The sequence below is a fragment of the Geodermatophilus sp. SYSU D00684 genome (assembly GCF_054050455.1).
Genome location: NZ_JBJGZI010000034.1, coordinates 1 through 23,452, shown reverse-complemented (window position 1 = coordinate 23,452; position 23,452 = coordinate 1). Strand labels below are relative to the sequence as shown.

Sequence of the window (23,452 nt, the reverse complement as noted above, 5' to 3'; positions counted from 1 at the left end):
GCCGCCGGGCGGCGGAAGGGCCTAGCGGACGACGACGACGTGCTCGCCGCGCGGGACGAACTCGCCGACCACCGGGGCGCCGGGCACCTCGCCGGCCAGCAGCAGCCCGCCGGAGGTCTGCGCGTCGGCCAGCAGCAGCGCCTCGTCCTCGCCGACGGCGGACAGGTCGGTGTGCGGGCGCACCCAGTCGAGGTTGCGCCGGGTGCCGCCGGAGACGAACCCGCCGGCCAGCGCCTCGCGGGCGCCGGCCAGGTAGGGGACGGCGGCGGCGTCGACCACCGCGGTCACCCCGCTGGCGCGCGCCATCTTGTAGAGGTGGCCGAGCAGGCCGAAGCCGGTGACGTCCGTGCCCGCGCGGATGCCGGCGGCCAGCGCGGCGCGCGAGGCGTCCCGGTTGAGCGCGGTCATCGAGGCCACCGCCTCCTCGCTGACCTCGCCGGTGGCCTTCATCCGGTTGTTGAGCACGCCGACGCCGAGCGGCTTGGTCAGCGACAGCGGCGTCCCGGCGACGGCGGCGTCGTTGCGGATGACCCGGTCGAGGTCGAGAACACCGGTGACGGCCATGCCGTACTTGGGCTCGGGGTCGTCGATCGAGTGCCCGCCGCCGACGTGGCAGCCCGCCTCCTGCGCCGCCTCGAGCCCGCCGCGCAGCACCTCGGCGGCGAGCTCGGCGGGCAGCACGTCCCGCGGCCAGCCGAGCAGGTTGACCGCGACCACCGGGGTGCCGCCCATCGCGTAGACGTCGGACAGCGCGTTGGCCGCGGCGATCCGGCCGAAGGTGTACGCGTCGTCGACGACCGGGGTGAAGAAGTCGGTGGTGAGCACCAGGCCCTGCCCGCCGGCGATCCGGACGACGGCCGCGTCGTCGCCGTCGTCGAGGCCGACGACCAGCTCGGCCGCCGGGTCGGCCGGGCCGGTGTGCGTGAGCCCCGCGACGACGGCCTCGAGCTCGCCGGGCGGGATCTTGCAGGCGCAGCCGCCGCCGTGGGCGAACCGGGTCAGCCGGACCTTCTCCGGGGCGATGGTCACGGCCCCACCGTAGGCTGGCCGGTGGAGGCGTCAGGGCGCCTGGTGGCCCCCGCGGCCTCTAAAGCCGACGTGGCCGAGCAACTCGGTCAGGCGGGTTCGATTCCCGTCCGCCTCCGCCAGCCTCCCCGCGGGCCGGCGCGCATACGCTCCGCAGCGATGAGCGCCGACCCGCGGCGGGCAGTGCCCCGCACCGACACGCTGCTGGCCGACCCGGCGCTGGCCGACGCCGCGTCGCGGCTGGGCCGGGAGCTGGTCAAGGACGCCGTCCGCGCGGTGCAGTCCCGCGTCCGCGCGGGCGAGCTCGCGCCCGGCGACGCGGTCGCCGCGGTCCTCGCCGGCCTGCCCTCGACCGCGTCAGCCCTGCGCCCGGTGCTCAACGCCACCGGCGTCCTCGTGCACACCAACCTCGGGCGGGCGCCGCTGTCGCCCGCGGCCGTCGAGGCGGTGGTCGCGGCCAGTGGCACCACCGACGTGGAGCTGGACCTGACCACCGGCCGACGCGGGCCGCGCGGCGAGGCGGCGATCGCCGCGCTGCTGGCCGCCGTCCCCGCCGCGCAGGCCGCGCTGGTGGTGAACAACTGCGCGGCCGCGCTGGCCCTGGTGGCCACCGCGCTGGGCGGCGAGCTGGTCATCGCCCGCGGCGAGCTGGTCGAGATCGGCGACGGCTTCCGCATCCCCGCCCTGCTCGAGTCGACCGGCGCCCGGTTGCGCGAGGTGGGGACGACGAACCGGGTGACCCTCGACGACTACCGCGACGCGCTGCACGAGGACACCGGCGCGGTGCTCAAGGTGCACCCGTCGAACTTCGTCGTCCGCGGCTTCACGCGGGCCGTGCCGGTGCACGAGCTGGCCGAGGCGCTGGCGAACAGCGGCGTGCCGCTGGTGGCCGACGTCGGCTCCGGGCTGCTGCGGCCGCACCCGGCGCTGCCCGACGAGCCGGACCTGCAGACGACGCTGGCCGACGGCGCCGACCTGGTGCTCGCCAGCGGCGACAAGCTGCTCGGCGGCCCGCAGGCCGGCCTGGTGCTCGGCCGCGCCGACCTGGTGCAGCGGCTGCGCCGGCACCCGCTGTACCGGGCGCTGCGGGTCGACAAGACGACACTGGCCGCGCTGGAGGCCACGCTGCGCGGCCCGCAGCCGCCGGTGCAGCAGATGCTCGCCGCGGACGTCGCGGGGCTGCGGGCCCGGGCGCGGGCGCTGGCGGGGCGGCTGGCCGCCGCCGGGGTCGACGCGCACGCGGTGGACTCCGCCGCCCGGGTCGGCGGGGGAGGGGCGCCCGAGCACCCGCTGCCCAGCGCCGCGGTCTCGCTGCCCGAGGAGTTCGCCGAGCCGCTGCGGCTCGGCGCCCGCCCGGTCGTCGGGTACGTGGCCGACGGGCGCACCCTGCTCGACCTGCGCAGCGTACCGCCGCCGGCCGACGACGACCTCGCCGCCGCGGTGCTGGAGGTGGCCGGCCGGTGTCCCTGAGCGGCATGGACGTGATCGCGACCGCCGGGCACGTCGACCACGGCAAGTCGACGCTGGTCCGCGCGCTCACCGGCATGGAGCCCGACCGGTGGGAGGAGGAGCGCCGCCGCGGCCTGACCATCGACCTCGGGTTCGCCTGGACGACGCTGCCCTCGGGCCGGGTGCTGGCCGTCGTCGACGTGCCCGGGCACGAGCGGTTCGTCGGCAACATGCTCGCCGGCGTCGGGTCGGTGCCGGCCGCGCTGGTCGTGGTCGCCGCCGACGACGGCTGGTCGCCGCAGACCGCCGAGCACGTCGCCGTCCTCGACGCGCTCGGCGTGCGGCACGCGCTGCTCGCCGTCACCAAGGCCGACCTCGCCGACCCCGCGCCCGTGCTCGCCGACGCGACCGAGCGGCTGGCCGCGACGTCGATGGGCGCCGTGCCCGGCGTGGCGGTGAGCGCGCCGACCGGCCGGGGCGTCCCCGAGCTGACCGCCGCCCTCGGCGCGCTGCTGGCCGGGCTGCCCGCGCCGGACGCCGGCGCGCCGGTGCGGCTGTGGATCGACCGCGCGTTCCCCATCCGCGGCGCGGGCACCGTCGTCACCGGCACCCTGGCCGCGGGCACCGTGGCGCCCGGCGACCGGCTGCGGCTCGGCGACCGGGAGGTGGGCGTGCGTGGCGTGCAGTCGCTGGGCCGTCCGGTCGAGCGGGCCACCGCGACCGCGCGGGTGGCGCTGAACCTGCGCGGGGTCGCCGTCGAGGACCTCGCCCGCGGCGACGCGCTGCTCACCCCCGGCGCGTTCCGGTCCACCGCGGAGGCCGACGTCGTCCTGGCCCGCGCGCCCGAGGGCCGGCTGCCGGCCGAGGCGGTGCTGCACGTCGGCTCGGCGGCGGTGCCGGTGCGGCTGCGCCCGCTGGACGGGCGGGCGGTGCGGCTGCGGCTGGCCGCCCCGCTGCCGCTGCGGGTCGGGGACCGGGTGCTGCTGCGCGACCCGGGCGCCCGGCGGGTGCTCGGCGCCGACGTCCGCGACGTCGCCCCGCCCGAGCTGCGCCGCCGCGGCGCGGCCCGGCAGCGGGCCGGCGAGCTGGGCCGCCAGCAGCCCGGGCCGGCCGGGGCGGCCGCCGACCTCGCCCGCCGCCGGGTGGTGCGCGCCGACGACTTCACCGCGATGGGCTGGCCGGTGCCGGACGACGCCGTCCGCGCCGGGCCGTGGCTGCTGGCGCCGGGGCTGGTCGGCGAGCTGGCCCGCCGGGTGCCGGGGCTGGTGGCCGCGCACCGGCAGGCGCACCCGCTGGTGCCGGGGCCACCGGTCGCCGTCGTCCGCCGGGAGCTGGACCTCCCCGACGACGACCTGGTTGCCCTGGTCGTGCGGCCGCCGCTGGCGCTGCGCGAGGGCCGGGTGGTCGTGGCCGCCGCCGGGCTGCCGCCGGCCGTGCAGCGGGCGGTCGACGCGATCCGGGCGCGGCTGGCCGCCGATCCGTTCGCCGCCCCGGACGCCGACGAGCTGCGCGCCGCCCGGCTCGGCCCGCGCGAGCTGGCGGCCGCGGTGCGCGACGGGCAGCTGGTGCGCATCGCCGACGGCGTCTACCTGGCGCCGGGCGTGGAGGAGGCCGCCCGCGCGCGGCTGGCCGCGGTGCCGCAGCCGTTCACGCTCAGCCAGGCGCGCTCGGCGTGGGGGACGACCCGGCGGGTGGCCGTGCCGCTCATGGAGTGGCTCGACGCGCGCGGGGTCACCGAGCGGCTGCCCGACGCCTCCCGCCGGCTCCGCTGACCCGGCGCGCCACCTCGGTGGGTCCGTTCCGTCGCCGCTCGTGCTCTGCCCCCGTGGGCGGGGCAGAGCACGAGCGCGCCCAGGGAAGAGGTCAGCCCCCGGCCTGGCGGAGCAGGGCGTCGCGCTCGTCGCTCTCCGTCACCACCGGCTGCGCGGAGGAGGCGTCGACGGTCTCCACGGTGTCCTGGGGGTCGACCGGCTCGGGCAGGGTGCGGACGCGCTCGCGCGGGTCCTCGGGGGCGGTCACGTCCGCAGGGTCCCGCGGGGGACCCGGGTCCGCTAGAGCGTGGGGACCCAGCGCGCCGGGCGCTTCTCCCGGAACGCGGCGATGCCCTCCTGGCCCTCCTCGCCGGCGAAGGCGCGGGCGGAGAGGTCCAGCAGGTCGTCGAACGAGCCGCGCAGCCCGCCGGCCCGCAGCAGCCGCTTGGTCTCCGCCAGCGCCCACGGCGACCCGGCGGCCAGCGCCAGCACCTGCCCGTCGACGGCGGCGTCCACCTCGTCGTCGGGCGCCACCAGGTCCACCAGCCCGCCGGCCGCGGCGGTGGCGGCGTCGAACACCTCGCCGGTGAGCATGAGCCGGTGCGCGGCGTGCGGCAGCATCCGCGGCAGCACGACCGCCGAGATCACCGCGGGCACCAGACCGAGCCGCACCTCCGACATCCCGAACGTCGCCGAGGACGCGGCCACCACGACGTCGCAGGCCGCGGCCAGGCCGACCCCGCCCGCCCGCGCCGGCCCGCGGACCGCGGCCACCACCGGCTTGGGCGCGGTCCAGATGGTCCGCAGCAGGTCGGGGAGCTCGCGCACGCCCTGGTCCCCCGCGCCGGCCCCGGCGGCCTCGGACAGGTCCATCCCCGAGCAGAACACCCGCCCGGTGTGGTCGAGCACGACCACGCGCACCGCGTCGTCGGCGAGCGCGGCGTCGAGGGCCTCGCGCAGCTGGGCGCGCAGCGCCCGGGACAGTGCGTTGCGGTTGGCGGGGGAGTCCAGCACCAGCCGGGCCACGCCCCCCGCGACGGTCACCTGCAGCAGCCGGTCCCCGTCCACGGGCGCAGAGCTCACCCGGGCATCCTGCCCCGGGGTGGCGGGGGCGCGGCACACTGGGAGCAGATGACCACCACCCTGCCGCTGCTGCCGGCGCGTCCGCCGGCGGACGACGACCTGCCGGCCGGTGCCCGCGAGCACCTGGCGACGACGCCGTTCGGGCTCTACGTGCACGTGCCGTTCTGCGCCACCCGCTGCGGCTACTGCGACTTCAACACCTACACCTCCGACGAGCTCGGCCCCGGCGCCAACCGCGCCGAGTACGCGGGCACCGCGATCGCCGAGCTGCACCGGGCCGCGCGGGTGCTGGGCCCCGACCTGCCGACGGTCTCCACCGTCTTCGTCGGCGGCGGCACCCCGACCCTGCTGCCCGCCGAGGACCTCGCCGCCGTGCTGGCCGCCGTCCGCGAGCTGTTCCCGGTCGCCCCCGACGTCGAGGTGACCACCGAGGCCAACCCCGAGTCGGTGACCCCGCGGTCGCTGGCGACGCTGCGCGCGGCCGGCTTCACCCGGCTGAGCCTCGGGATGCAGTCCGCCGCCGAGCACGTGCTCGCCGTCCTCGACCGGCGGCACACCCCCGGGCGCGCGGCGCAGGCGGCGCGGGAGGCGGTCGCGGCCGGCTTCGAGCACGTCAACCTGGACCTCATCTACGGCACGCCCGGCGAGACCGACGCCGACTGGGCCGCGTCGCTCGACGCCGTCCTGGCCGCGCCGGTCGACCACGTCAGCGCCTATGCGCTCATCGTCGAGGACGGCACCCGGCTGGCCCGCCGGATCGCCCGCGGCGAGCTGCCGATGCCCGACGACGACGTCCTCGCCGACCGCTACGTGCAGGCCGACACCGTGCTGCGCGGCGCCGGGTTCGACTGGTACGAGGTCAGCAACTGGTCGCGCGGGGACGCCGCCCGGTGCCGGCACAACGAGCTGTACTGGGCCAACGCGAACTGGTGGGGGATCGGCCCGGGCGCGCACAGCCACGTCGGCGGCGTGCGCTGGTGGAACGTCAAGCACCCGGCGGCCTACGCGCAGCGGCTGGCGGCCGGGGAGAGCCCGGCGGCCGACCGCGAGGTGCTCGAGCCCGCCGACCGCGCGCTGGAGACGGTCATGCTCGGCCTGCGGCTGCGCGACGGGCTGCCGCTGACCGCGCTGTCGGACACCGGACGGGCCCGCGCCGCCGACGCCGTCGCCCGCGGGCTGCTGGAGCCCGCCGCGCACGCCGAGGGCCGGGCGGTGCTCACCGACCGGGGCCGCCTGCTCGCCGACGCCGTCGTGCGGGACCTCACCGACTGACGGTGCCCGTCTGACGGATGTCAGCCCGGGCCGACGACGTCCGGCAGGTCCGGTACCGGGATCGGCGGGTCTACGGTCGGGCGCCGTGGACGTCCCCTCCCGGTGGCGGCAGATCGGCTGGTCCCTGCCCTGGCTGCTGTTCCAGGTCTTCCCCCTCGCCGACCTGCTGACCACCGACCGGCCGGCGGCGGTCCGGGTGGTCGCCGGGGCCGCGCTGCTGGTGTTCACCGCCGTCTACCTCGACGTGTTCCGCCGGTCGTTCACCACCTGCGACCCGGGCGGACGGCTCGGCCGGCTGGCGGTGGTCGCGGCGCTCGGCGCCGGCCTCGCCCTCTGGCTGGGCCCGTCGTGGGCGGGCCTGCTGATCTACGTCTCGGCCGCCTCGGCCGCGGCGCTGCCGCAGCGCTGGGTGTGCCCGGCGGTGGTCGCCGCCGCCGCGGTGTGCGCCGGGGTGGTCGCGGCCGACGGCCAGCTCGGGAGTCTGTTCATCCTCCCGGTGATGTGCGTGCTCACGGCGTTCGCGATGCGCGGCACCCGCCACCTGGTCGAGGTGAACACCGAGCTGGCCGCGGCCCGCGAGGAGCTGGCCCGCAACGCCGTCGCCGAGGAGCGGCTGCGCTTCGCCCGCGACCTGCACGACCTGCTCGGCCACAGCCTGTCGCTCATCGCGCTCAAGTCCGAGCTCGCCGGGCGGCTGGCCGAGGTCGACCCCGCCCGGGCCCGCACCGAGATGGCCGACGTCGAGGCCGCCGCCCGCCGCGCGCTGGCCGAGGTCCGCGACGCGGTCAGCGGCTACCGCCAGGTCAGCTGCGCGCAGGCGCTGGCCGAGGCGCGCGCGGCGCTGTCCGGCGCCGGGATCGCCGCCCGCCTGCCGGACCGGGTGCCCGTGCTGCCCGGCCCGGTCGACGCCGCCCTGGGCTGGGTGGTCCGCGAGGCGACGACGAACGTGCTGCGGCACAGCGGCGCCCGGACGGTCACCGTCACCCTCGCCGACGACGGCACCGACGCGGTGCTCACCGTCACCGACGACGGCCGCGGCCCCGCCGACGACACCGCGCCCGGCTCCGGGCTCACCGGCCTCTCCGAGCGGGTGGGCGCGCTGGGCGGCCGGCTCACCGGCGGCGCCGGCCGCGACGGCGGCTACGAGCTGCGCGCGGTCCTGCCGCTGCTGCCGGCCCCCGCGGCGGCGGTGGCCCGGTGATCCGGGTGCTGGTGGCCGAGGACCAGTCGATGGTCCGCGGCGCGCTGCGGGCGCTGCTGGAGCTCGAGCCCGACATCACCGTCGTCGCCGAGGTGGGCCGGGGCGACGAGGTGCTGGCCGCCGCCCGGGAGCACCGCCCCGACGTCGCGCTGCTCGACATCGAGATGCCCGGGCGGGACGGGCTGGAGGCCGCCCGCGAGCTGGCCGCCGAGCTGCCCGCGGTCCGCGCCGTCGTCCTCACCACCTTCGGCCGGCCGGGGTTCCTGCGCCGCGCCATGGAGGTGGGCGCGGCGGGCTTCCTGGTGAAGGACGCGCCGGTCGCCGAGCTCGCCCGGTCGATCCGCGCCGTCGTCGCGGGGGAGCGGGTGATCGACCGGGAGCTGGCCGCCGCCGCGCTGGCGATCGGCGCGACGCCGCTGTCCGCCCGCGAGGCCGACGTGCTGCGCGAGGCCGCCGACGGCGCCACCGTCGCCGACATCGCCCGGCGGCTGTTCCTCTCCGAGGGCACGGTGCGCAACTACCTGTCCTCGGCGATCGGCAAGACCGGCGCCCGCACGCGGGTGGAGGCCGCCCGCGTCGCCGCCGACAAGGGCTGGCTCTAGAAGGACCCCTTCGCCCCCACCCCTCGCCCCCCACTCCTCGCTCCGCTCGGGGCGGGCCCCTGCGAGAGGGCCGCCTGAGACGAGCGAGCCGAGACCGACTAGAGCTCGAGCTTCATCCCGACGTGCGAGGCGACGAAGCCCAGCCGCTCGTAGAAGCGGTGCGCGTCGGGGCGGCGGGTGTCGGTGGTGAGCTGCAGCAGCGCCGCGCCGCGGCGGCGGGACTCCGCGGCGCACCACCGCAGCATCGCCTCGCCGAGGCCCCGCCCGCGGGCGGCCGCGGCCACCCGCACGCCCTCCACCTGGGCGCGCAGCGCGCCGCCGCGGGACAGCCCGGGCAGGAACGTCAGCTGCAGGGTGCCGACGACCGCGCCGGCGTCCTCGGCCACGACCAGCAGGTGCGCGGGGTCGGCGGCGACGGCGGCGAACGCCCGCTCGTAGGGGGCGGGGTCGGCCGACTCCCGGGTGGCACCGAGCGGGTCGTCGGCCAGCAGTGCGACCACCGCGGGCAGGTCCCCGGCGGTCGCCTCCCGCAGCAGCACCCCGCCGTCGAGCCGGGCCGGGTCCATCAGGCCAGGTTGGCGGGCATCAGCGCGTCGAGGTCGAGCACCCGGACGTGGATGACCGAGCGCTGCTGCAGGGCCGCCCGCAGCGCGCGGTGCAGGCCGTCCTCGAGGTAGAGGTCGCCGTGCCAGTGGACGGCGTGCGGGAAGAGGTCGCCGTAGAAGGTCGAGTCGTCGGCGAGCAGGGTGTCCAGCGCCAGTTCGCGCTTGGTGGTGACGAGGGTGTCGAGCCGGATCTGCCGGGGCGGGATCATCGCCCAGTCCTTCGTGGACAACCCGTGCTCGGGATAGGGGCGCCCGCTCCGCACCGCTTTGAAGATCAGGGACCCGACCTCCGTCCAAGACCTGCCCCGTACCGGCACCGACGCGTCCGAGCCTATCGGCCCGCCGCCCGCCGTGCCGGGCCCCCACCGGGGTGGTGGACCCCGTCACGTCCGCGACGGAACGGCTCCCTGGTCGTATGCTGGATTGGCACTCGGTCCGTGCGAGTGCCAGCCCCGCCGGGCACCCGGCGGGGGCGGGCCGGAGTCCCTCGGGCTCCCCGCACGGCGACGTCGACCGGTTCGGGGAGGTGTCACCGTGGCGCACGACGAACGGCGCCTGCAGGTCCTGCGGGCCATCGTGCAGGACTTCGTCTCCACCAACGACCCCGTGGGCAGCAAGGCCCTGGCCGAGCGGCACGACCTCGGGGTCTCGCCGGCGACCATCCGCAACGACATGGCCGTCCTCGAGGAGCAGGGCTACATCACCCAGCCGCACACCAGCGCCGGGCGGGTGCCCACGGACAAGGGCTACCGGCTGTTCGTCGACCGGCTGTCGGCGGTCAAGCCGCTGTCGCCCGCCGAGCGCCGCGCCATCGAGCGGTTCCTCGACGGCGCGGTCGACCTGCACGACGTCCTCGGCCGCACGGTCCGCCTGCTCGCCCAGCTGACCCACCAGGTCGCCGTCGTCCAGTACCCGACCCTGTCGCGCAGCGCGGTGCGCCACCTCGAGGTGGTGCAGCTGAGCGGCTCGCGGCTGCTGCTGGTGCTCATCACCGACACCGGCCGCGTCGAGCAGCGGGTGGTCGACTGCCCGGTCGACGTCAGCCGCGACGACGTCGCCGACCTGCGCGCCACGCTCAACGCCGCGTTCACCGGCGCCCGGCTCGCCGACGCCGGCGGCAAGGTGCCCGACCTCGTGGAGACCGCGCCGGAGCACCTGCGGGCGCTGGTCGCCGCGGTCAGCGCCGCGCTGATCGAGACCCTGGTCGAGCCGGGGGAGGACCGCCTGGTCATCGGCGGGACGGCGAACCTGGCCCGCGTCGCGCTCGACCCCGGCAGCCTGCGCCCGCTGCTGGAGGCGCTGGAGGAGCAGGTCGTCGTCCTCAAGCTGATCAGCGAGGTCGACAGCAGCGGCGCGGTGCTCGTGCGCATCGGCGAGGAGAACGCCCACGAGGCGCTGGCCGGTGCGTCGGTCGTCTCGGTGGGGTACGGCACCGGTGACCGGGCGCTGGGCGGACTCGGCATCGTCGGCCCGACCCGCATGGACTACCCAGGCAACATGGCCGCGGTGCGAGCCGTGGCCCGTTACGTCGGCCAGTTGCTGGCCGGGAGCTGAGGTCTCGACCCCCCATGGCAACCGACTACTACGGCGTCCTCGGGCTCTCCCGGGGCGCCTCCGACGCCGACATCAAGAAGGCCTACCGGCGGCTGGCGCGGGACCTGCACCCCGACGTCAACCCCGACCCCGGAGCCAAGGAGCGCTTCCAGGAGGTCAGCCGGGCCTACCAGGCGCTGACCGACCCGGACAAGCGGCGCATCGTCGACCTCGGCGGCGACCCGTTCGACAGCGGCGCCGGCGCCGGCGCGGGCTCGCCGTTCGGCGGGGCCGGCTTCGGCGGGCTCGGCGACATCATGGACGCCTTCTTCGGCGGCGGGATGGGCACGCGCGGGCCGCGCAGCCGCGTCCGCGCCGGCGACGACGCCCTGATCGCGCTGGAGCTCGACCTCGAGCAGACGGTCTTCGGCACCACAGAGACGATCACCGTCGACACCGCGGTGCTGTGCGGCACCTGCGCCGGCGCCGGCACCGCGCCGGGCACCCACCCGACCACCTGCGTCACCTGCTCGGGCCGCGGCGAGGTGCAGAGCGTCCAGCGCTCGTTCCTCGGCCAGGTCGTCTCCAGCCGGCCGTGCCCCACCTGCGCCGGCACCGGCCAGGTCATCCCCGACCCCTGCCCCGAGTGCGGCAGCGAGGGCCGGGTCCGCTCCCGGCAGGACATCCAGGTCAAGGTGCCCGCCGGCGTCGAGGACGGCATGCGGATCCGGCTCACCGGCCGCGGCGAGGTCGGCCCCGGCGGCGGCCCCGCCGGCGACCTGTACGTGGAGATCCGCGAGCGCCCGCACCCGGTGTTCACCCGCGACGGCGAGGACCTGCACTGCCACGTGGCGCTGCCGATGACGGCCGCGGCTCTCGGCACCACGCTGCCGCTGACCCTGCTCGACGGCGAGGACACCGACGTCGACGTCCGCCCCGGCACCCAGGCGGGCACCGTGCTCACCCTGCGCGGCCAGGGCGCGCCGCGGCTGCGGGCCACCGGCCGGGGCAACCTGCACGTGCACGTCGACGTCCAGACGCCGACCCGCCTCGACGCCGAGCAGGAGAAGCTGCTGCGCGAGCTGGCGGTGCTGCGCGGCGAGGACCGCCCCGGCCCGTCGGACACGCACGGCGGCCTGTTCTCCCGGGTCCGGAACTCGTTCAAGTGAGCGTCCCGGCCCCCGGCGACGCCCGGCCGGCCCTCGACGGCTCCCCGCTGTTCCTGCTCGACGAGCTGCCCGACGACGGCGAGGTGCTCGTCGGCGGGGCCGAGGGCCGGCACGCCGTCGACGTGCTGCGGCTGACCACCGGCGAGGCGGTGCGGGTCGGCGACGGCCGCGGCGCCGTCGTCGAGGGCACCGTGCTCGACGCCGGCGCGGCCGGGCTGCGCGTGCAGGTCACCGCCCGCCACGAGGTGCCGCCGCCCGACCCGGAGTTCGTGCTGGTCCAGGCGCTGCCCAAGGGCGACCGCGGCCCGCTGGCCGTGGAGCTGGCCACCGAGCTCGGCGTCGACCGGGTGGTCCCGTGGGCCGCCGCGCGCTGCGTCACCCGCTGGCGCGAGGACCGCGTCGAGAAGGGCCTGGCCAAGTGGCGGGCCGCGGCGCGGGCGGCGGCCAAGCAGTCGCGGCGGCCGCGGGTCCCCGAGATCGGCGACCTCATGACCACCCGCCAGGTGTGCGGGGAGCTCGCCGACGTCGACCTCGCGCTGGTGCTGCACGAGCAGGCCCGCCGTCCCCTCGCCGGGATCGAGATCCCCACCAGCGGCACGGTCGCCGTCGTCGTCGGCCCGGAGGGCGGGCTCACCGACGGCGAGGTCGTGGCGCTGCGCGCGGCCGGCGCCCAGCCGGTGCGGCTCGGCCCCGAGGTGCTGCGGACCTCCACCGCCGGCGCCGCGGCGCTGGCCGCCCTGTCGGTCCGGACCCGCTGGGCCTGACGCCCGGCCATAAGGTCGGCGGGGTGACCGACTGCCTCTTCTGCCGGATCGTCGCCGGGGAGATCCCCGCCGACGTCGTGCACGAGACCGACCGCACGCTGGCCTTCCGGGACGTCAACCCGCAGGCGCCCACGCACGTGCTGGTCATCCCCAAGCAGCACCACGCGACGGCGGGGCTGCTCGTCGGCGCCGACCCGCAGCTGCTCGCCGACGTGGTGGCCGCCGCGCACGCGGTGGCGATCCAGGAGGGGCTGGCCAGCGAGGACGGCACCGAGCCCGGCTACCGCCTGGTGGTCAACACCGGCCCGCAGGCCGGGCAGACCGTCCACCACCTGCACCTGCACGTCCTCGGCGGCCGCGACCTCCGCTGGCCCCCGGGCTGAGCCGGGCGGGCCGCCTGGCAGGGTGGCCGGCATGACCGACGCCGGCAGCGCCGCCCCCGTCCGGATCGAGCGGGACGGCGACGTCGCCGTCGTCGTGCTGGACGCACCCCCGCTCAACCTCTTCGACGAGTCGGTGTTCGCCGCGTTCGAGCGGGTCGTCGCCGAGCTGGTCGACCTCACCGAGCCCGGCCGGCCCGACCGCGCCCGCGCGGTGCTGCTCGAGGCCCGCGGGAAGGTCGTCTCCGGCGGCGTCGACGTGCACGCCTTCCGGGACATCGCCGAGGGCCCCGCCCCCGCCCAGGAGGGCACGGCGCTGTGGGCGCGGCTGCTGCGCATCGCGCAGACGCTGGAGGACCTGCCCGTCCCCACCGTGTTCGCCGCGCACGGGCTGACCCTCACCGCCGCCTTCGAGCTGGCGCTGGCCTGCGACCTGCTGCTGGCCGCGGAGAAGGCGTCGTTCGGGCTGCTCGAGATCCGCGTCGGGCTCACCCCGTCGATGGGCGGGCCGCAGCGGCTGGCCGAGCGGGCCGGCCCGGCGCGGGCCAAGGAGCTCATCTTCACCGGGGAGCTCTACCCGGCCGCGGTGCTGGAGCGGTGGGACGTCGTCAACCGGGTGCTGCCCGACGACGGCTTCGCCGAGGCCGCCCGCGACTACGCGCGCCGGGTCGCCGCCGGCCCGACGATCGCGCACGCGGCGACCAAGCGCCTCGTGACGACGGCGGTGCGGCACGGCGCGCGGGCCGCCGACGAGATCACCCCGCAGGTCTCCGGGGCGCTGTTCGCCACCGACGACCTGCGCGGCGCCGTCGCCTCCTTCCTGGCCGACGGGCCGGGGCGGGCCACCTACTCGGGGCGGTGACCTGCGCGCGAGCGCGGTTCCCGGTGGCGGGGCGCGGGTAGAGTCGAACCGTCTAGTTCCCCGTGCCAGGAAGGCAGGGTCGAGGGTTCTTGCCCGACACCTCCCCGAACGTCCCCGTGCCGGGCGCGCCCACGTCCCGCGAGGCCTCCGCGCAGGCCGTCGCCGCGGACAGCGCCAGCACCCTCGCCAGCGCCGCCCCCGCCGCGGTCCGCGCCACCATCACCGTCCCGGACTCCGTCTCGATGGTCGCCCTGCTCGGCTCCGGTGACGAGCTGCTCCGGCTGGTCGAGTCCGAGGTCGACGCCGACGTGCACGTCCGCGGCAACGAGATCGCCGTGACCGGGCAGCCGGCCGACAACGCCTTCGCCGTCCGCGTGTTCGACGAGCTCATCGCGCTGCTCGGCACCGGCCAGGCGCTGCGCCCGGACTCGGTGCGCCGGGTCATCGGGATGCTGCGCAGCGGCGGCTCCGAGCGCCCGGCCGACGTCCTCAGCCTCGACATCATCAGCCGCCGCGGCCGCACGATCCGGCCCAAGACGCTGAACCAGAAGCGCTACGTCGACGCGATCGACGCGCACACCGTGGTCTTCGGCATCGGCCCCGCCGGCACCGGCAAGACCTACCTGGCGATGGCCAAGGCCGTGCAGGCGCTGCAGACCAAGCAGGTCAACCGGATCATCCTCACCCGCCCCGCGGTCGAGGCCGGCGAGCGGCTGGGCTACCTGCCCGGCACGCTCAGCGAGAAGATCGACCCGTACCTGCGCCCGCTGTACGACGCCCTGCACGACATGGTCGACCCCGAGTCGATCCCGCGGCTGATGCAGTCGGGCACGATCGAGGTCGCGCCGCTGGCCTACATGCGCGGCCGCACGCTCAACGACGCGTTCGTGATCCTCGACGAGGCGCAGAACACGACCGCCGAGCAGATGAAGATGTTCCTCACCCGGCTCGGCTTCGGCTCGAAGATCGTCGTCACCGGTGACGTCACGCAGGTCGACCTGCCCGGCGGCGCGCAGAGCGGCCTCAAGGTGGTGCGGGAGATCCTCGACGGCATCGAGGACGTGCACTTCGCCAACCTGACCAGCTCCGACGTCGTCCGTCACCGGCTGGTCGGCGACATCGTCGACGCCTACGAGCGGTGGGACGCCGCCCACCAGCAGGGTGCCGGCCGTCCCGCGGGCCCGGCCCGGCCCGCGCGGCCGACGCGCCGGCAGGGGAGCTGAGCGCCGTGCCCGTCGAGGTCGCCAACGAGTCCGAGATCGCCGTCGACGAGGCGGAGCTGACCGGCATCTGCCGGTACGTCCTCGCCGAGATGGGCGTCAACCCGATGGCCGAGCTGTCGGTGCTGTGCGTCGACCCGGACTACATGTCCGTGCTGCACGAGCGCTGGATGGGGGAGAAGGGCCCGACCGACGTCCTGGCCTTCCCCATGGACGAGCTCGACACCGCCCGCCCCGACGACCCCGAGCCCGGCCCGGCGCTGCTCGGCGACGTCGTGCTGTGCCCCTCGGTCGCCGTCCGGCAGGCCCGCGCCGCCGGCCACTCCATGGACGACGAGCTGCTGCTGCTGGCCACCCACGGCGTGCTGCACCTGCTCGGCTACGACCACATGGAGCCCGAGGAGGAGCGGGAGATGTTCGGCCTGCAGACCCGCCTGCTGGAGGGGTGGCGCTCCGCGCCGCGGCAGCCGGTCACCGGTGAGCCGGCCGAACGGGGTCCCGGGACGCGGTGACGCGATGAGCGCCGGTGCGGTCACGCTGCTGGTCGTCGCGATCTGCCTGGTGCCGCTGGCCGGCCTGTTCGGCGCCATGGACGCCGCCCTGCAGCGGGTGTCCAAGGCGCGGGTCGAGGAGCTGCGCCGCGACGGCGTCCGGCGGGCGGCCACCCTCGAGCGGGTCCTCGACGAGCGCGCCCGGCTGGTGGCGCTGCTCCTGCTGCTGCGGATCGTCTGCGAGATGGTCGCCGCGGTGCTGGTCGCCGTCGTCCTGGTCCGCGTGCTGGGCATGGGCTGGCAGGCGGTGCTCGCCGCGGCCGGCGTGATGACCGTGGTCAGCTACGTGCTGGTCGGCGTCGGGCCGCGGACGCTGGGCCGCCAGCACGCCTATCCGGTCGCGCTGGCCACCGCCGGGGTGGTGCGGCTGCTGGGCCGGGTGCTCGGCCCGGTCGCGACGCTGCTGATCCTGATCGGCAACGCGATCACCCCCGGCCGCGGCTACCGCGACGGCCCGTTCTCCACCGAGGTCGAGCTGCGCGAGCTGGTCGACCTCGCCGAGGAGCGCGGCGTGGTCGAGTCCGGCGAGCGCAACATGATCCACTCGGTGTTCGAGCTGGGCGACACCATCGCCCGCGAGGTCATGGTGCCGCGCACCGACGTCGTGTGGATCGAGCGCACCAAGACCGTCCGGCAGGCGCTGGCCCTGGCGCTGCGCAGCGGGTTCAGCCGCATCCCGGTGATCGGGGAGAACGTCGACGACGTCGTCGGCGTCGTCTACCTCAAGGACCTGGTGCGCCGGTCGCAAAACCTCGGCGAGGCCCGCGGCCCGAAGGTCGAGGAGCTCATGCGCCCGCCGGCGTTCGTGCCGGAGTCCAAGCCGGTCGACGAGCTGCTGCGCGACATGCAGGCCCGCCGCATCCACATCGCGATCGTCGTCGACGAGTACGGCGGCTTCGCCGGGCTGGTCACCATCGAGGACATCCTCGAGGAGATCGTCGGGGAGATCGCCGACGAGCACGACGCCGTCCAGCGGCCGCCGGTCGAGCACCTCGACGACGGGTCGGTGCGGATCACCGCCCGGCTCCCGGTCGAGGACCTCGCCGAGCTGTTCGACGTCGAGCTGCCCCGCGACGACGACGTGGAGACCGTCGGCGGCCTGCTCGCCCGCGAGCTCGGCCTGGTGCCGATCGAGGGCTCGGCGGCGGAGGTCGCGGGCCTGCGGCTGGTCGCCGAGAGCACCGGCGGGCGGCGCAACCGGATCGACACCATCCTGGTGTGCCGGGTGCCCGACGCGGACCCCGAGCACCAGTCCGGGGCCACCCGGGCGGAGGTCCCGGCCGCCGCCGAGAGCTGACGTGGAAAGCTCGTCCCTCGTGCCCGACCTGCAGCCCGAGGACGCCAAGCTCGTCACCCTCGCCCGGTCCGCCCGCGGCCGCACCGACGCGCCGGAGGGCGCCGCGGTCCGCGACACCGACGGGCGCACCTACGTCGCCGCCAGCGTCGCGCTGCCCTCGCTGCGGCTGTCCGCGCTGCAGGCGGCCGTCGCCGCGGCGGTGTCCAGCGGCGTCGAGGGCCTGGAGGCGGCGGCGATCGTGTCCGACGCCGACGCCGTCGAGCAGGAGGGCCTGGCCGCCGTGCACGACCTGACCGCGTCCGCGCCCGTGTTCCTCGCCGGCCCCGACGGGGTGCTGCGCGCCACCTCGTGACCGCGGCGAGTGGGGGCCGGAGGCCTCCGCGAGGAGCGGTCGTGGGGGCTCCCGCCTGTGGGGGACGGCACGTGTCCGCGGTGTCGGCCGGTGGGCCGACGATGTCGTCACGCAGTGGGAGACTGGGCCGGTGAGCACGCCGGACCAGCCCTACCGCAGCGGCTTCGCCTGCCTGGTCGGCCGGCCGAACGCGGGCAAGACCACGCTGACCAACGCGCTGGTCGGCGAGAAGGTCGGCATCGTCAGCAACCGGCCGCAGACCACCCGGCACGCCATCCGCGGCGTCGTGCACCGGCCGGGCGGGCAGCTCGTGCTCGTCGACACCCCGGGCCTCCACAAGCCCAAGAGCCTGCTCGGCCGCCGGCTCAACGACGTCGTCCGGGACACGCTGTCCGAGGTCGACGTCGTGGTGTTCTGCGTCCCGGCCGACCAGCCGGTGGGCGCCGGTGACCGGTTCATCGCCCGCCAGCTGAAGGAGGTCACGGCGCCGGTGGTCGTCGTCGTCACCAAGACCGACGCCGCGAGCAGGAAGCAGGTCGCCGAGCAGCTGGTGGCCGCCAGCCAGCTCGTCCAGGCCGCCGAGGTCGTGCCGGTGAGCGCGGTCGCGGGCGACCAGGTGGAGCTGCTGGAGGACCTGCTGGTCGGCCTGCTGCCCGAGGGCCCGCCGCTGTACCCCGAGGAGCAGACCACCGACGAGGACACCGACCGCCAGATCGCCGAGCTCATCCGCGAGGCGGCGCTGGAGAAGGTGTTCCAGGAGGTGCCGCACTCCCTCGCGGTCACCGTCGAGGAGATCGACCGCCGGCCCGACCCCAAGCGGGAGGGCGCGGAGCTGGTCGAGGTGCACGCGCTGCTGCACTGCGAGCGGCCCAGCCAGAAGCCGATGCTGCTGGGCAAGGGCGGGTCGGTCATCAAGGCGATCGGCACCGAGGCCCGCGCCGGGCTGGAGCAGCTGCTCGGCGCCCGGGTCCACCTCGACCTGCACGTCACCGTCCTCGGCGAGTGGCAGGACGACCCGAAGAAGCTGAACCGGCTCGGGTACTGATGAGCACCACGCCGAAGTCGCTGTACCGCGACGAGGGGATCGTCCTGCGCACCCAGAAGCTGGGGGAGGCCGACCGGATCGTCACGGTCCTCACCCGCCGGCACGGCAAGGTGCGCGCGGTGGCCAAGGGCGTGCGCCGCACCAAGAGCAAGTTCGGCGCCCGGCTCGAGCCGTTCAGCCACGTGGACGTGCAGTTCTACACCGGCCGGAACCTCGACATCGTCAGCCAGGCGGAGTCCATCCGCTCCTACGGCTCGGTCATCGCCGCGGACTACCGCGCCTACACCGCCGGCACCGCGGTGCTCGAGACCGCCGACCGGCTGACCGCGGAGGAGAAGGAGCCCTCGCTGCGGCTGTTCCTGCTCGTCGTCGGCGCGCTGCGGGCGCTGGCCGAGCAGACCCACCCGGCCGGACTGGTGCTCGACGCGTTCCTGCTGCGCGCGATGTCGGTGGCCGGCTGGGAGCCCGCGCTCGGCGACTGCGCCCGCTGCGGCCTCGAGGGGCCGCACCGGCACTTCTCCGTCCCGGCCGGCGGCACCGTCTGCCCCGGCTGCCGCCCGACCGGCTCGGCCATGCCCAACCCGGTCACCATCGGCCACCTGGAGGCGCTGCTGTCCGGCGACTGGGCGACCGCCGAGTCCAGCGAGCAGCCGCAGCGCCGCGAGGGCAGCGGGCTGGTGGCCGCGCTGCTGCAGTGGCACCTCGAGCGCGGGCTGCGCTCGCTGCCGCTGGTGGACCGCTCGGACCCGTCGGCCCCGCGCCGGGAAGTGAGCCTGCTGAGTGAGGCGTGAGGTCAAGCCGCCGAACCCGCACCCCTCGGGCGTCCGCCCGCCCGAGCTCCCCGCCGACAAGGTGCCCCGGCACGTCGCGATCGTCATGGACGGCAACGGCCGCTGGGCCAAGGAGCGCGGCCTGCCCCGGACGGCCGGCCACGAGGCGGGGGAGTCCTCGCTGTTCGACTGCGTCGAGGGCGCCATCGAGCTCGGCGTGAAGGCGATCAGCGCCTACGCGTTCTCCACCGAGAACTGGCGGCGCAGCCCCGAGGAGGTCCGCTTCCTCATGGGCTTCAACCGCGACGTCATCCGCCGCCGCCGCGACGAGATGCACGACCTCGGCGTCCGGGTGCGCTGGGCCGGCCGCCGCCCGCGGCTGTGGCGCAGCGTCATCAAGGAGCTCGAGGTCGCCGAGGAGCTCACCCGCGACAACGACGTCCTCACCCTCACCATGTGCGTGAACTACGGCGGCCGCGCCGAGATCGCCGACGCCGCCGCAGCCATCGCCCGCGAGGTCGCCGCGGGCCGGCTCGACCCGGGCAAGGTCGACGAGGACACCGTCGCCCGGTTCCTCGACGAGCCGGACATGCCCGACGTGGACCTGTTCGTGCGCAGCTCCGGGGAGAACCGGACGAGCAACTTCCTGCTGTGGCAGTCGGCCTACGCCGAGTTCGTCTTCCTCGACACCCTCTGGCCCGACTTCGACCGCCGGCACCTGTGGGCCGCGTGCGAGGAGTACGCCTCCCGCCAGCGCCGTTTCGGCAAGGCGTAGGGGCCCCTCCGCGGGTCCGTGGCGGGGACCTCGTCCGGGCCGCTCCGCGGGTGTCGGCGCAGCCCAGGGGCGGTTCCGGCTGCCGCGCCGGAATCCGTTGACAGTGCGTGCGCGTGACCTGACAGTGGCGGCTCCCCCGATAGAGGACGGAAGACCCCCACCGTGAGCGAGAGCACGATCGCGTCCCAGCACGCCCGGACCCCGGCGGCGCCACCGCAGCCCGGTGACCTGAACGACCAGCTGATCGCCAGTGACTTCTGGACCGACCAGATGCTGGCCGACGCCGGCATCCCCGTCGTCGACGTCCCGTTCGTCACCTTCGGTGGCGGCATCGGCTCGTTCGTGACGGTCGACTACCTGCGGATCTGCGGTGTCCCGACGAGCGCCATGCGCGTGCTCACCCCGCTGAAGACCCCGTGGGAGAGCTACGAGTACCTGACGACGGTCTCGCAGATCCCGCGCGGCGAGCGGCTGCGGTCGGACTCGTCGTCCTGCCCCGACAACATCTGGGGCTTCCCGAGCTACGCCATCCGCGAGGCCCTGCAGGGCAACCTCAAGCAGGCCTGGAACGTGCTGGTCGAGCCCATCTTCGCGAACTACTACACCCCGAAGGCGGGGCACGCGTTCGAGTCGATGGAGAAGGAGATGTACCGGATCCGGTACCCGGAGATGGTCGTCAACGGCCAGGTCCGCATGGTCCGGCGCCGCGTGGGCGGCGGGTACTTCACGATCCTGACCCCGCCCGAGGGCGCCACCCCCACCAAGCGGATCGCGTACCGCAGCACCTGGGTGCACGTGGCCGTCGGCTACCCGGGCCTGAAGTTCCTGCCCGACCTGCAGCGCTACCGCAACGAGCACAACGACTACGGCAAGGTCGTGAACGCCTACGAGCGACACGAGCAGGTCTACGAGCGGCTGCACCAGCGCCCGGGCACCGTGCTCATCCGCGGTGGCGGCATCGTGGCCTCGCGCGTCCTGCAGCGGCTGATCGACGACCGCGACCGGCTCGGCCTGCAGACCCAGATCGTCCACCTGTTCCGCACCTACGTGGACAAGCCGCACGGCACCGGCATCCTCAAGCGCCGCAAGGGCGCCGACGGCTGGGCCTACCAGGGCTTCAACTACCCGAAGTCGGTGTGGGGCGGGCAGCTCAAGCAGCAGGTCCGCAAGAGCGAGGGCGCCGAGCGCAAGCGGCTCTACGACGAGATGGGCGGCACCAACACCCCCGTCCGCCGGGACTGGAAGGAGCAGCTCAAGCGCGGCCGCGCCGAGGGCTGGTACCGCGTGATGATCGGCAGGATCGAGGAGATGAAGCCGGTCGGCGACCTCGTCGAGGTCACCGTCAGCACCCCGGACCAGGGCCCGCACACCGGCACCTTCGACGCCGTCATCGACTGCACCGGTCTCGAGGCCGACATCCGCGAGCACCGCGTCCTGGCCGACCTGCTCGACCACTCCAACGCCACCCGCAACCCGGTGGGCCGGCTCGACGTCCAGCGGAACTTCGAGGTCACCGGCACGCAGAACGGCGGCAAGGTCTACGCCTCCGGCAGCGCCACCCTCGGCGGCCCGTTCCCCGGCGTCGACACCTTCTTCGGCCTGCAGATCGCCGCGCAGGAGATCGCCGACGACCTGATCAAGCAGGGGTTCGCGCAGAAGCTGGGGCCGGGCCGGTCGACCAGCCAGTGGTGGAAGTGGGTCCGCAACAAGCAGATCTGACCGACCCGCCCCCGACTCGACGACCGACGCCCGCGACGACCGAGAGAGACGACACCGTGCTGCCCACCCTGAACGGCCGCATCCAGACCAGGATCTTCCTGCTGGCCGTGGTCGGTTCGATCTGGACCCTGATCATCACCCCGGTGCTCCCGACCGGGGCCTCGCTCGGCGCCTCCTACGGCGCCACCTTCTCCGTGCTGCTGGTCGTGCTGGTGCTCGGCGTGCTCTGGGAGCTCGTCTACCACGGCATCCAGCAGTTCCGGTGGGAGAAGGACTGGCCGACGCTGTTCGGCCTGCTCACCGGCATCCCCGAGGGCCTGCTCGTCTGGTTCCTCTTCGCCGGCGGTGCGATCCCGTGGATCGGCTCGCTGCCCGGCCCGGCCTTCGCCATCCACTTCGTCAGCACCTGGCTGATCGTGTGGCTGGTCGCCAACGGCCCGATGCGCGTGCCGTTCATCCACTGGCGGATCAACGGCGGGAGGCTCATCTGATGTCGGCCCCCACGCCTCCGCTCACCGGGACGACCGGCGCACCGGCCACCGTGCCGCCCTTCGACCAGGTCGCCGTCCGGGTCGCCCCCGGCCCCGACCTCGTCGTCCGGATGCCCGGGGTGCTGCTGGTCGTCGGGGTCCCCACGCAGCCGTCCGGCCCCGCCGCCCCGGCGGCCCGGCCGGCGCTGGTCGGCTGGGGCTCCGCCCCGGTCCCGCCCGCGCCCGCGGCCGCCCCGGCCGGCGACGCGCTCGTCGGCGAGCTGGTCACGCTGTGCCGCCGGGTGTCCGCGGCCGGCTCCCGCGCCCCGGGCCGCCGGCTGCACGAGGACCTGCGCGCCTGGCTCGGCACCGTGACCGAGCCGCCGTCGTTCGCGGTCGCCGCCGCCACCGAGGACGGGCTGACGCTCGTGCTCGTCGGCGGCGGCAGCGCCGAGGTGCCCGACCTGGGGCTGCGGCTCACGCCGGCCCAGGGGGAGAAGCTGGACAACGGCACCCTCGTGCTCGACCGCTCCGTCACCTGGCCGCCGGCCCCGCTGCACCTGTCGGCCGGCTCGCCCGCCGACACCGCGCCGCACCCGCTCGCGGACCTCGAGGCCGGTGCGGTCCCCGGCGCGGCCGCGGTGCTCTCGCCGGCCCCCGCGCCGTCGGCCGCCGCTCCGGTGCCGTCGGGCACCACGCAGGTCCGGCTGCCGGCACCGCACGCCCGGGTGCCGCTGTCCACGGCCAAGCCGCCGGCCCGCCCGCCCGCCGCGCCCGCGGGGGCCCCGGCCGGGCACGAGCACGCCGGGCACGACCACACCGGGCACGCGCACGCGGCCCCGCCGCCCCTCGCCGCCCCGGCACCCGCCGTCGACCCGGCCCCGGTCGCACCGCCGCCGGTGGAGCTGCCGGCGCCGGAGCGGTCGGCGCTGCTGTTCGGCGCGGCCGCCGAGGCGGAACCGGCGCGGCAGCCGCTGCCGACCCCGGGCCTGGAGCCGGCGCCCGCGGCCGCGGAGCCGGAGGACGAGCGGCCGAAGGTCAAGGGCATCCTCTGCAAGAACGGCCACCTCAACGACCCGCGGGCCGGGTTCTGCGCGCTGTGCGGCATCCGCACGACGCAGCAGACGGCGGTGGTCGTCGAGGGTGTGCGCCCGCCCCTGGGCCTGCTCGTCTTCGACGACGGCGCCACGGTCAGCCTGGACATGGACTACCTGCTCGGCCGCGAGCCGGAGACCGACGAGCGCGTCGCCTCCGGCCAGGTGCGGCCGCTGCTGGTCCTCGACCAGACCGGCGGCGTCAGCCGGCACCACGCCGAGATCCGGCTGGAGGGCTGGGACGTGCTGCTGCTCGACGTCGGCTCGGCCAACGGCACGCTCGTCGCCCCGCGCGGCGCCCCGGGCTGGTCCTCGCTGGTGCCGCACCAGCCGATCCGCCTGACCCCGGGCACGGCGGTCCGCATGGGGGGTCGCCAGTTCGCCTTCGAGTCGCAGCACGGCGGGTTCTGACCCGCACCCCGCTCCCCTCCGGCGCCCGTCTCCCCACCCGGGGAGGCGGGC

Annotated in this window: 25 protein-coding genes and 1 tRNA gene; 21 read left to right on the top strand and 5 right to left on the bottom strand. The window is 76.1% G+C overall.

Annotated features, from left to right (window positions below; genetic code table 11):
* Positions 1-21 precede the first annotated feature (21 nt).
* The gene (selD, locus tag ACI79L_RS20800; protein ID WP_456938642.1) at positions 22-1,023 is read right to left on the bottom strand and encodes a selenide, water dikinase SelD; all 1,002 of its coding nucleotides are present in this window, start codon (positions 1,021-1,023) and stop codon (positions 22-24) included.
* Positions 1,024-1,052: 29 nt separating this feature from the next.
* Between selD and ACI79L_RS20795 the strand changes: the two genes are divergently transcribed.
* From ACI79L_RS20795 to selB, 3 genes are all read left to right on the top strand, one after another.
* Positions 1,053-1,148: transfer RNA gene (locus ACI79L_RS20795), tRNA-OTHER, on the top strand.
* Between the two features lie 37 nt (positions 1,149-1,185).
* Positions 1,186-2,496, top strand: coding sequence for an L-seryl-tRNA(Sec) selenium transferase (gene selA / locus ACI79L_RS20790; protein WP_456938614.1), 1,311 nt, complete (start codon positions 1,186-1,188; stop codon positions 2,494-2,496).
* Positions 2,497-2,501: 5 nt separating this feature from the next.
* The gene (gene selB, locus ACI79L_RS20785) at positions 2,502-4,247 is read left to right on the top strand and encodes a selenocysteine-specific translation elongation factor (protein WP_456938613.1); all 1,746 of its coding nucleotides are present in this window, start codon (positions 2,502-2,504) and stop codon (positions 4,245-4,247) included.
* A 91-nt stretch (positions 4,248-4,338) separates the two neighbouring features.
* Here selB and ACI79L_RS20780 read toward each other — a convergent pair whose 3' ends face one another.
* Positions 4,339-4,494 carry a hypothetical protein gene (locus ACI79L_RS20780; RefSeq protein ID WP_456938612.1) on the bottom strand — a complete coding sequence of 52 codons (156 nt, stop codon included), beginning with the start codon at positions 4,492-4,494 and terminating at the stop codon, positions 4,339-4,341.
* A 32-nt stretch (positions 4,495-4,526) separates the two neighbouring features.
* A complete protein-coding gene (locus ACI79L_RS20775; protein WP_456938611.1) occupies positions 4,527-5,309 on the bottom strand; it encodes an enoyl-CoA hydratase-related protein in 783 nt (260 codons plus the stop codon).
* Between the two features lie 48 nt (positions 5,310-5,357).
* Between ACI79L_RS20775 and hemW the strand changes: the two genes are divergently transcribed.
* The 3 genes from hemW to ACI79L_RS20760 all read left to right on the top strand — a co-directional run bounded on the left by hemW (position 5,358) and on the right by ACI79L_RS20760 (position 8,384).
* Complete coding sequence (hemW, locus tag ACI79L_RS20770; protein WP_456938610.1) at positions 5,358-6,581, top strand: radical SAM family heme chaperone HemW; 1,224 nt, start codon at positions 5,358-5,360, stop codon at positions 6,579-6,581.
* Between the two features lie 85 nt (positions 6,582-6,666).
* Complete coding sequence (locus tag ACI79L_RS20765; protein ID WP_456938609.1) at positions 6,667-7,782, top strand: sensor histidine kinase; 1,116 nt, start codon at positions 6,667-6,669, stop codon at positions 7,780-7,782.
* Complete coding sequence (locus tag ACI79L_RS20760) at positions 7,779-8,384, top strand: response regulator (protein ID WP_456938608.1); 606 nt, start codon at positions 7,779-7,781, stop codon at positions 8,382-8,384. The genes ACI79L_RS20765 and ACI79L_RS20760 overlap by 4 nt, the downstream gene beginning before the upstream one ends.
* A gap of 98 nt (positions 8,385-8,482) precedes the next feature.
* Here the strand turns inward: ACI79L_RS20760 and ACI79L_RS20755 are convergent, their stop codons facing one another.
* Together ACI79L_RS20755 and ACI79L_RS20750 are read right to left on the bottom strand one after the other, a co-directional pair.
* The gene (locus ACI79L_RS20755; protein WP_456938607.1) at positions 8,483-8,950 is read right to left on the bottom strand and encodes an N-acetyltransferase family protein; all 468 of its coding nucleotides are present in this window, start codon (positions 8,948-8,950) and stop codon (positions 8,483-8,485) included.
* Positions 8,950-9,306 (bottom strand): type II toxin-antitoxin system VapB family antitoxin, encoded by a 357-nt coding sequence (locus ACI79L_RS20750; RefSeq protein WP_456938606.1) that lies wholly within the window; start codon positions 9,304-9,306, stop codon positions 8,950-8,952. Before ACI79L_RS20750 ends, ACI79L_RS20755 begins: the two co-directional genes overlap by 1 nt.
* Positions 9,307-9,523: 217 nt before the next feature.
* Here ACI79L_RS20750 and hrcA point away from each other — a divergent pair, with 217 nt between their 5' ends.
* The 15 genes from hrcA to ACI79L_RS20675 all read left to right on the top strand — a co-directional run bounded on the left by hrcA (position 9,524) and on the right by ACI79L_RS20675 (position 23,401).
* Positions 9,524-10,543 carry a heat-inducible transcriptional repressor HrcA gene (gene hrcA / locus ACI79L_RS20745; RefSeq protein WP_456938605.1) on the top strand — a complete coding sequence of 340 codons (1,020 nt, stop codon included), beginning with the start codon at positions 9,524-9,526 and terminating at the stop codon, positions 10,541-10,543.
* 14 nt (positions 10,544-10,557) lie between these two features.
* Positions 10,558-11,691 carry a molecular chaperone DnaJ gene (gene dnaJ / locus ACI79L_RS20740; protein WP_456938604.1) on the top strand — a complete coding sequence of 378 codons (1,134 nt, stop codon included), beginning with the start codon at positions 10,558-10,560 and terminating at the stop codon, positions 11,689-11,691.
* Positions 11,688-12,455 (top strand): 16S rRNA (uracil(1498)-N(3))-methyltransferase, encoded by a 768-nt coding sequence (locus ACI79L_RS20735; protein WP_456938603.1) that lies wholly within the window; start codon positions 11,688-11,690, stop codon positions 12,453-12,455. Before dnaJ ends, ACI79L_RS20735 begins: the two co-directional genes overlap by 4 nt.
* A gap of 23 nt (positions 12,456-12,478) precedes the next feature.
* Positions 12,479-12,838, top strand: coding sequence for a histidine triad nucleotide-binding protein (locus tag ACI79L_RS20730; protein ID WP_456938602.1), 360 nt, complete (start codon positions 12,479-12,481; stop codon positions 12,836-12,838).
* A gap of 31 nt (positions 12,839-12,869) precedes the next feature.
* Positions 12,870-13,697: an enoyl-CoA hydratase/isomerase family protein gene (locus ACI79L_RS20725; protein ID WP_456938601.1), complete on the top strand. Its 828-nt coding sequence runs from the start codon at positions 12,870-12,872 to the stop codon at positions 13,695-13,697.
* Positions 13,698-13,786: 89 nt separating this feature from the next.
* On the top strand, positions 13,787-14,920 hold the full coding sequence (locus tag ACI79L_RS20720) for a PhoH family protein (protein WP_456938600.1): 1,134 nt from the start codon (positions 13,787-13,789) through the stop codon (positions 14,918-14,920).
* Positions 14,921-14,925: 5 nt separating this feature from the next.
* The gene (gene ybeY / locus ACI79L_RS20715) at positions 14,926-15,429 is read left to right on the top strand and encodes an rRNA maturation RNase YbeY (RefSeq protein ID WP_093580955.1); all 504 of its coding nucleotides are present in this window, start codon (positions 14,926-14,928) and stop codon (positions 15,427-15,429) included.
* A gap of 4 nt (positions 15,430-15,433) precedes the next feature.
* Entirely contained in the window at positions 15,434-16,765 is a 1,332-nt protein-coding gene (locus ACI79L_RS20710) for a hemolysin family protein (RefSeq protein WP_456938599.1), read from the top strand.
* Between the two features lies 1 nt (position 16,766).
* Positions 16,767-17,117: a cytidine deaminase gene (locus ACI79L_RS20705; RefSeq protein WP_456938598.1), complete on the top strand. Its 351-nt coding sequence runs from the start codon at positions 16,767-16,769 to the stop codon at positions 17,115-17,117.
* A 130-nt stretch (positions 17,118-17,247) separates the two neighbouring features.
* Complete coding sequence (gene era / locus ACI79L_RS20700) at positions 17,248-18,162, top strand: GTPase Era (protein WP_456938597.1); 915 nt, start codon at positions 17,248-17,250, stop codon at positions 18,160-18,162.
* Positions 18,162-18,953, top strand: a complete 792-nt coding sequence (recO, locus tag ACI79L_RS20695; protein ID WP_456928418.1) for a DNA repair protein RecO — start codon at positions 18,162-18,164, stop codon at positions 18,951-18,953. The genes era and recO overlap by 1 nt, the downstream gene beginning before the upstream one ends.
* Entirely contained in the window at positions 18,943-19,707 is a 765-nt protein-coding gene (locus ACI79L_RS20690; RefSeq protein WP_456938596.1) for an isoprenyl transferase, read from the top strand. The genes recO and ACI79L_RS20690 overlap by 11 nt, the downstream gene beginning before the upstream one ends.
* Positions 19,708-19,869: 162 nt before the next feature.
* Entirely contained in the window at positions 19,870-21,426 is a 1,557-nt protein-coding gene (locus ACI79L_RS20685) for a hypothetical protein (RefSeq protein ID WP_456938595.1), read from the top strand.
* Positions 21,427-21,482: 56 nt separating this feature from the next.
* A complete protein-coding gene (locus ACI79L_RS20680) occupies positions 21,483-21,917 on the top strand; it encodes a hypothetical protein (RefSeq protein ID WP_456938594.1) in 435 nt (144 codons plus the stop codon).
* The gene (locus ACI79L_RS20675) at positions 21,917-23,401 is read left to right on the top strand and encodes an FHA domain-containing protein (RefSeq protein WP_456938593.1); all 1,485 of its coding nucleotides are present in this window, start codon (positions 21,917-21,919) and stop codon (positions 23,399-23,401) included. Before ACI79L_RS20680 ends, ACI79L_RS20675 begins: the two co-directional genes overlap by 1 nt.
* Positions 23,402-23,452: the final 51 nt, after the last annotated feature.

Coding starts and splice junctions, on each gene's coding strand:
- ACI79L_RS20675 (WP_456938593.1), top strand. CDS start 21,917: ATGTCGGCCCCCACGCCTCCGCTCACCGGGACGACCGGCGCACCGGCC.
- ACI79L_RS20725 (WP_456938601.1), top strand. CDS start 12,870: ATGACCGACGCCGGCAGCGCCGCCCCCGTCCGGATCGAGCGGGACGGC.
- hemW (WP_456938610.1), top strand. CDS start 5,358: ATGACCACCACCCTGCCGCTGCTGCCGGCGCGTCCGCCGGCGGACGAC.
- selB (WP_456938613.1), top strand. CDS start 2,502: ATGGACGTGATCGCGACCGCCGGGCACGTCGACCACGGCAAGTCGACG.
- ACI79L_RS20710 (WP_456938599.1), top strand. CDS start 15,434: ATGAGCGCCGGTGCGGTCACGCTGCTGGTCGTCGCGATCTGCCTGGTG.
- ACI79L_RS20755 (WP_456938607.1), bottom strand. CDS start 8,950: ATGGACCCGGCCCGGCTCGACGGCGGGGTGCTGCTGCGGGAGGCGACC.
- selA (WP_456938614.1), top strand. CDS start 1,186: ATGAGCGCCGACCCGCGGCGGGCAGTGCCCCGCACCGACACGCTGCTG.
- recO (WP_456928418.1), top strand. CDS start 18,162: ATGAGCACCACGCCGAAGTCGCTGTACCGCGACGAGGGGATCGTCCTG.
- dnaJ (WP_456938604.1), top strand. CDS start 10,558: ATGGCAACCGACTACTACGGCGTCCTCGGGCTCTCCCGGGGCGCCTCC.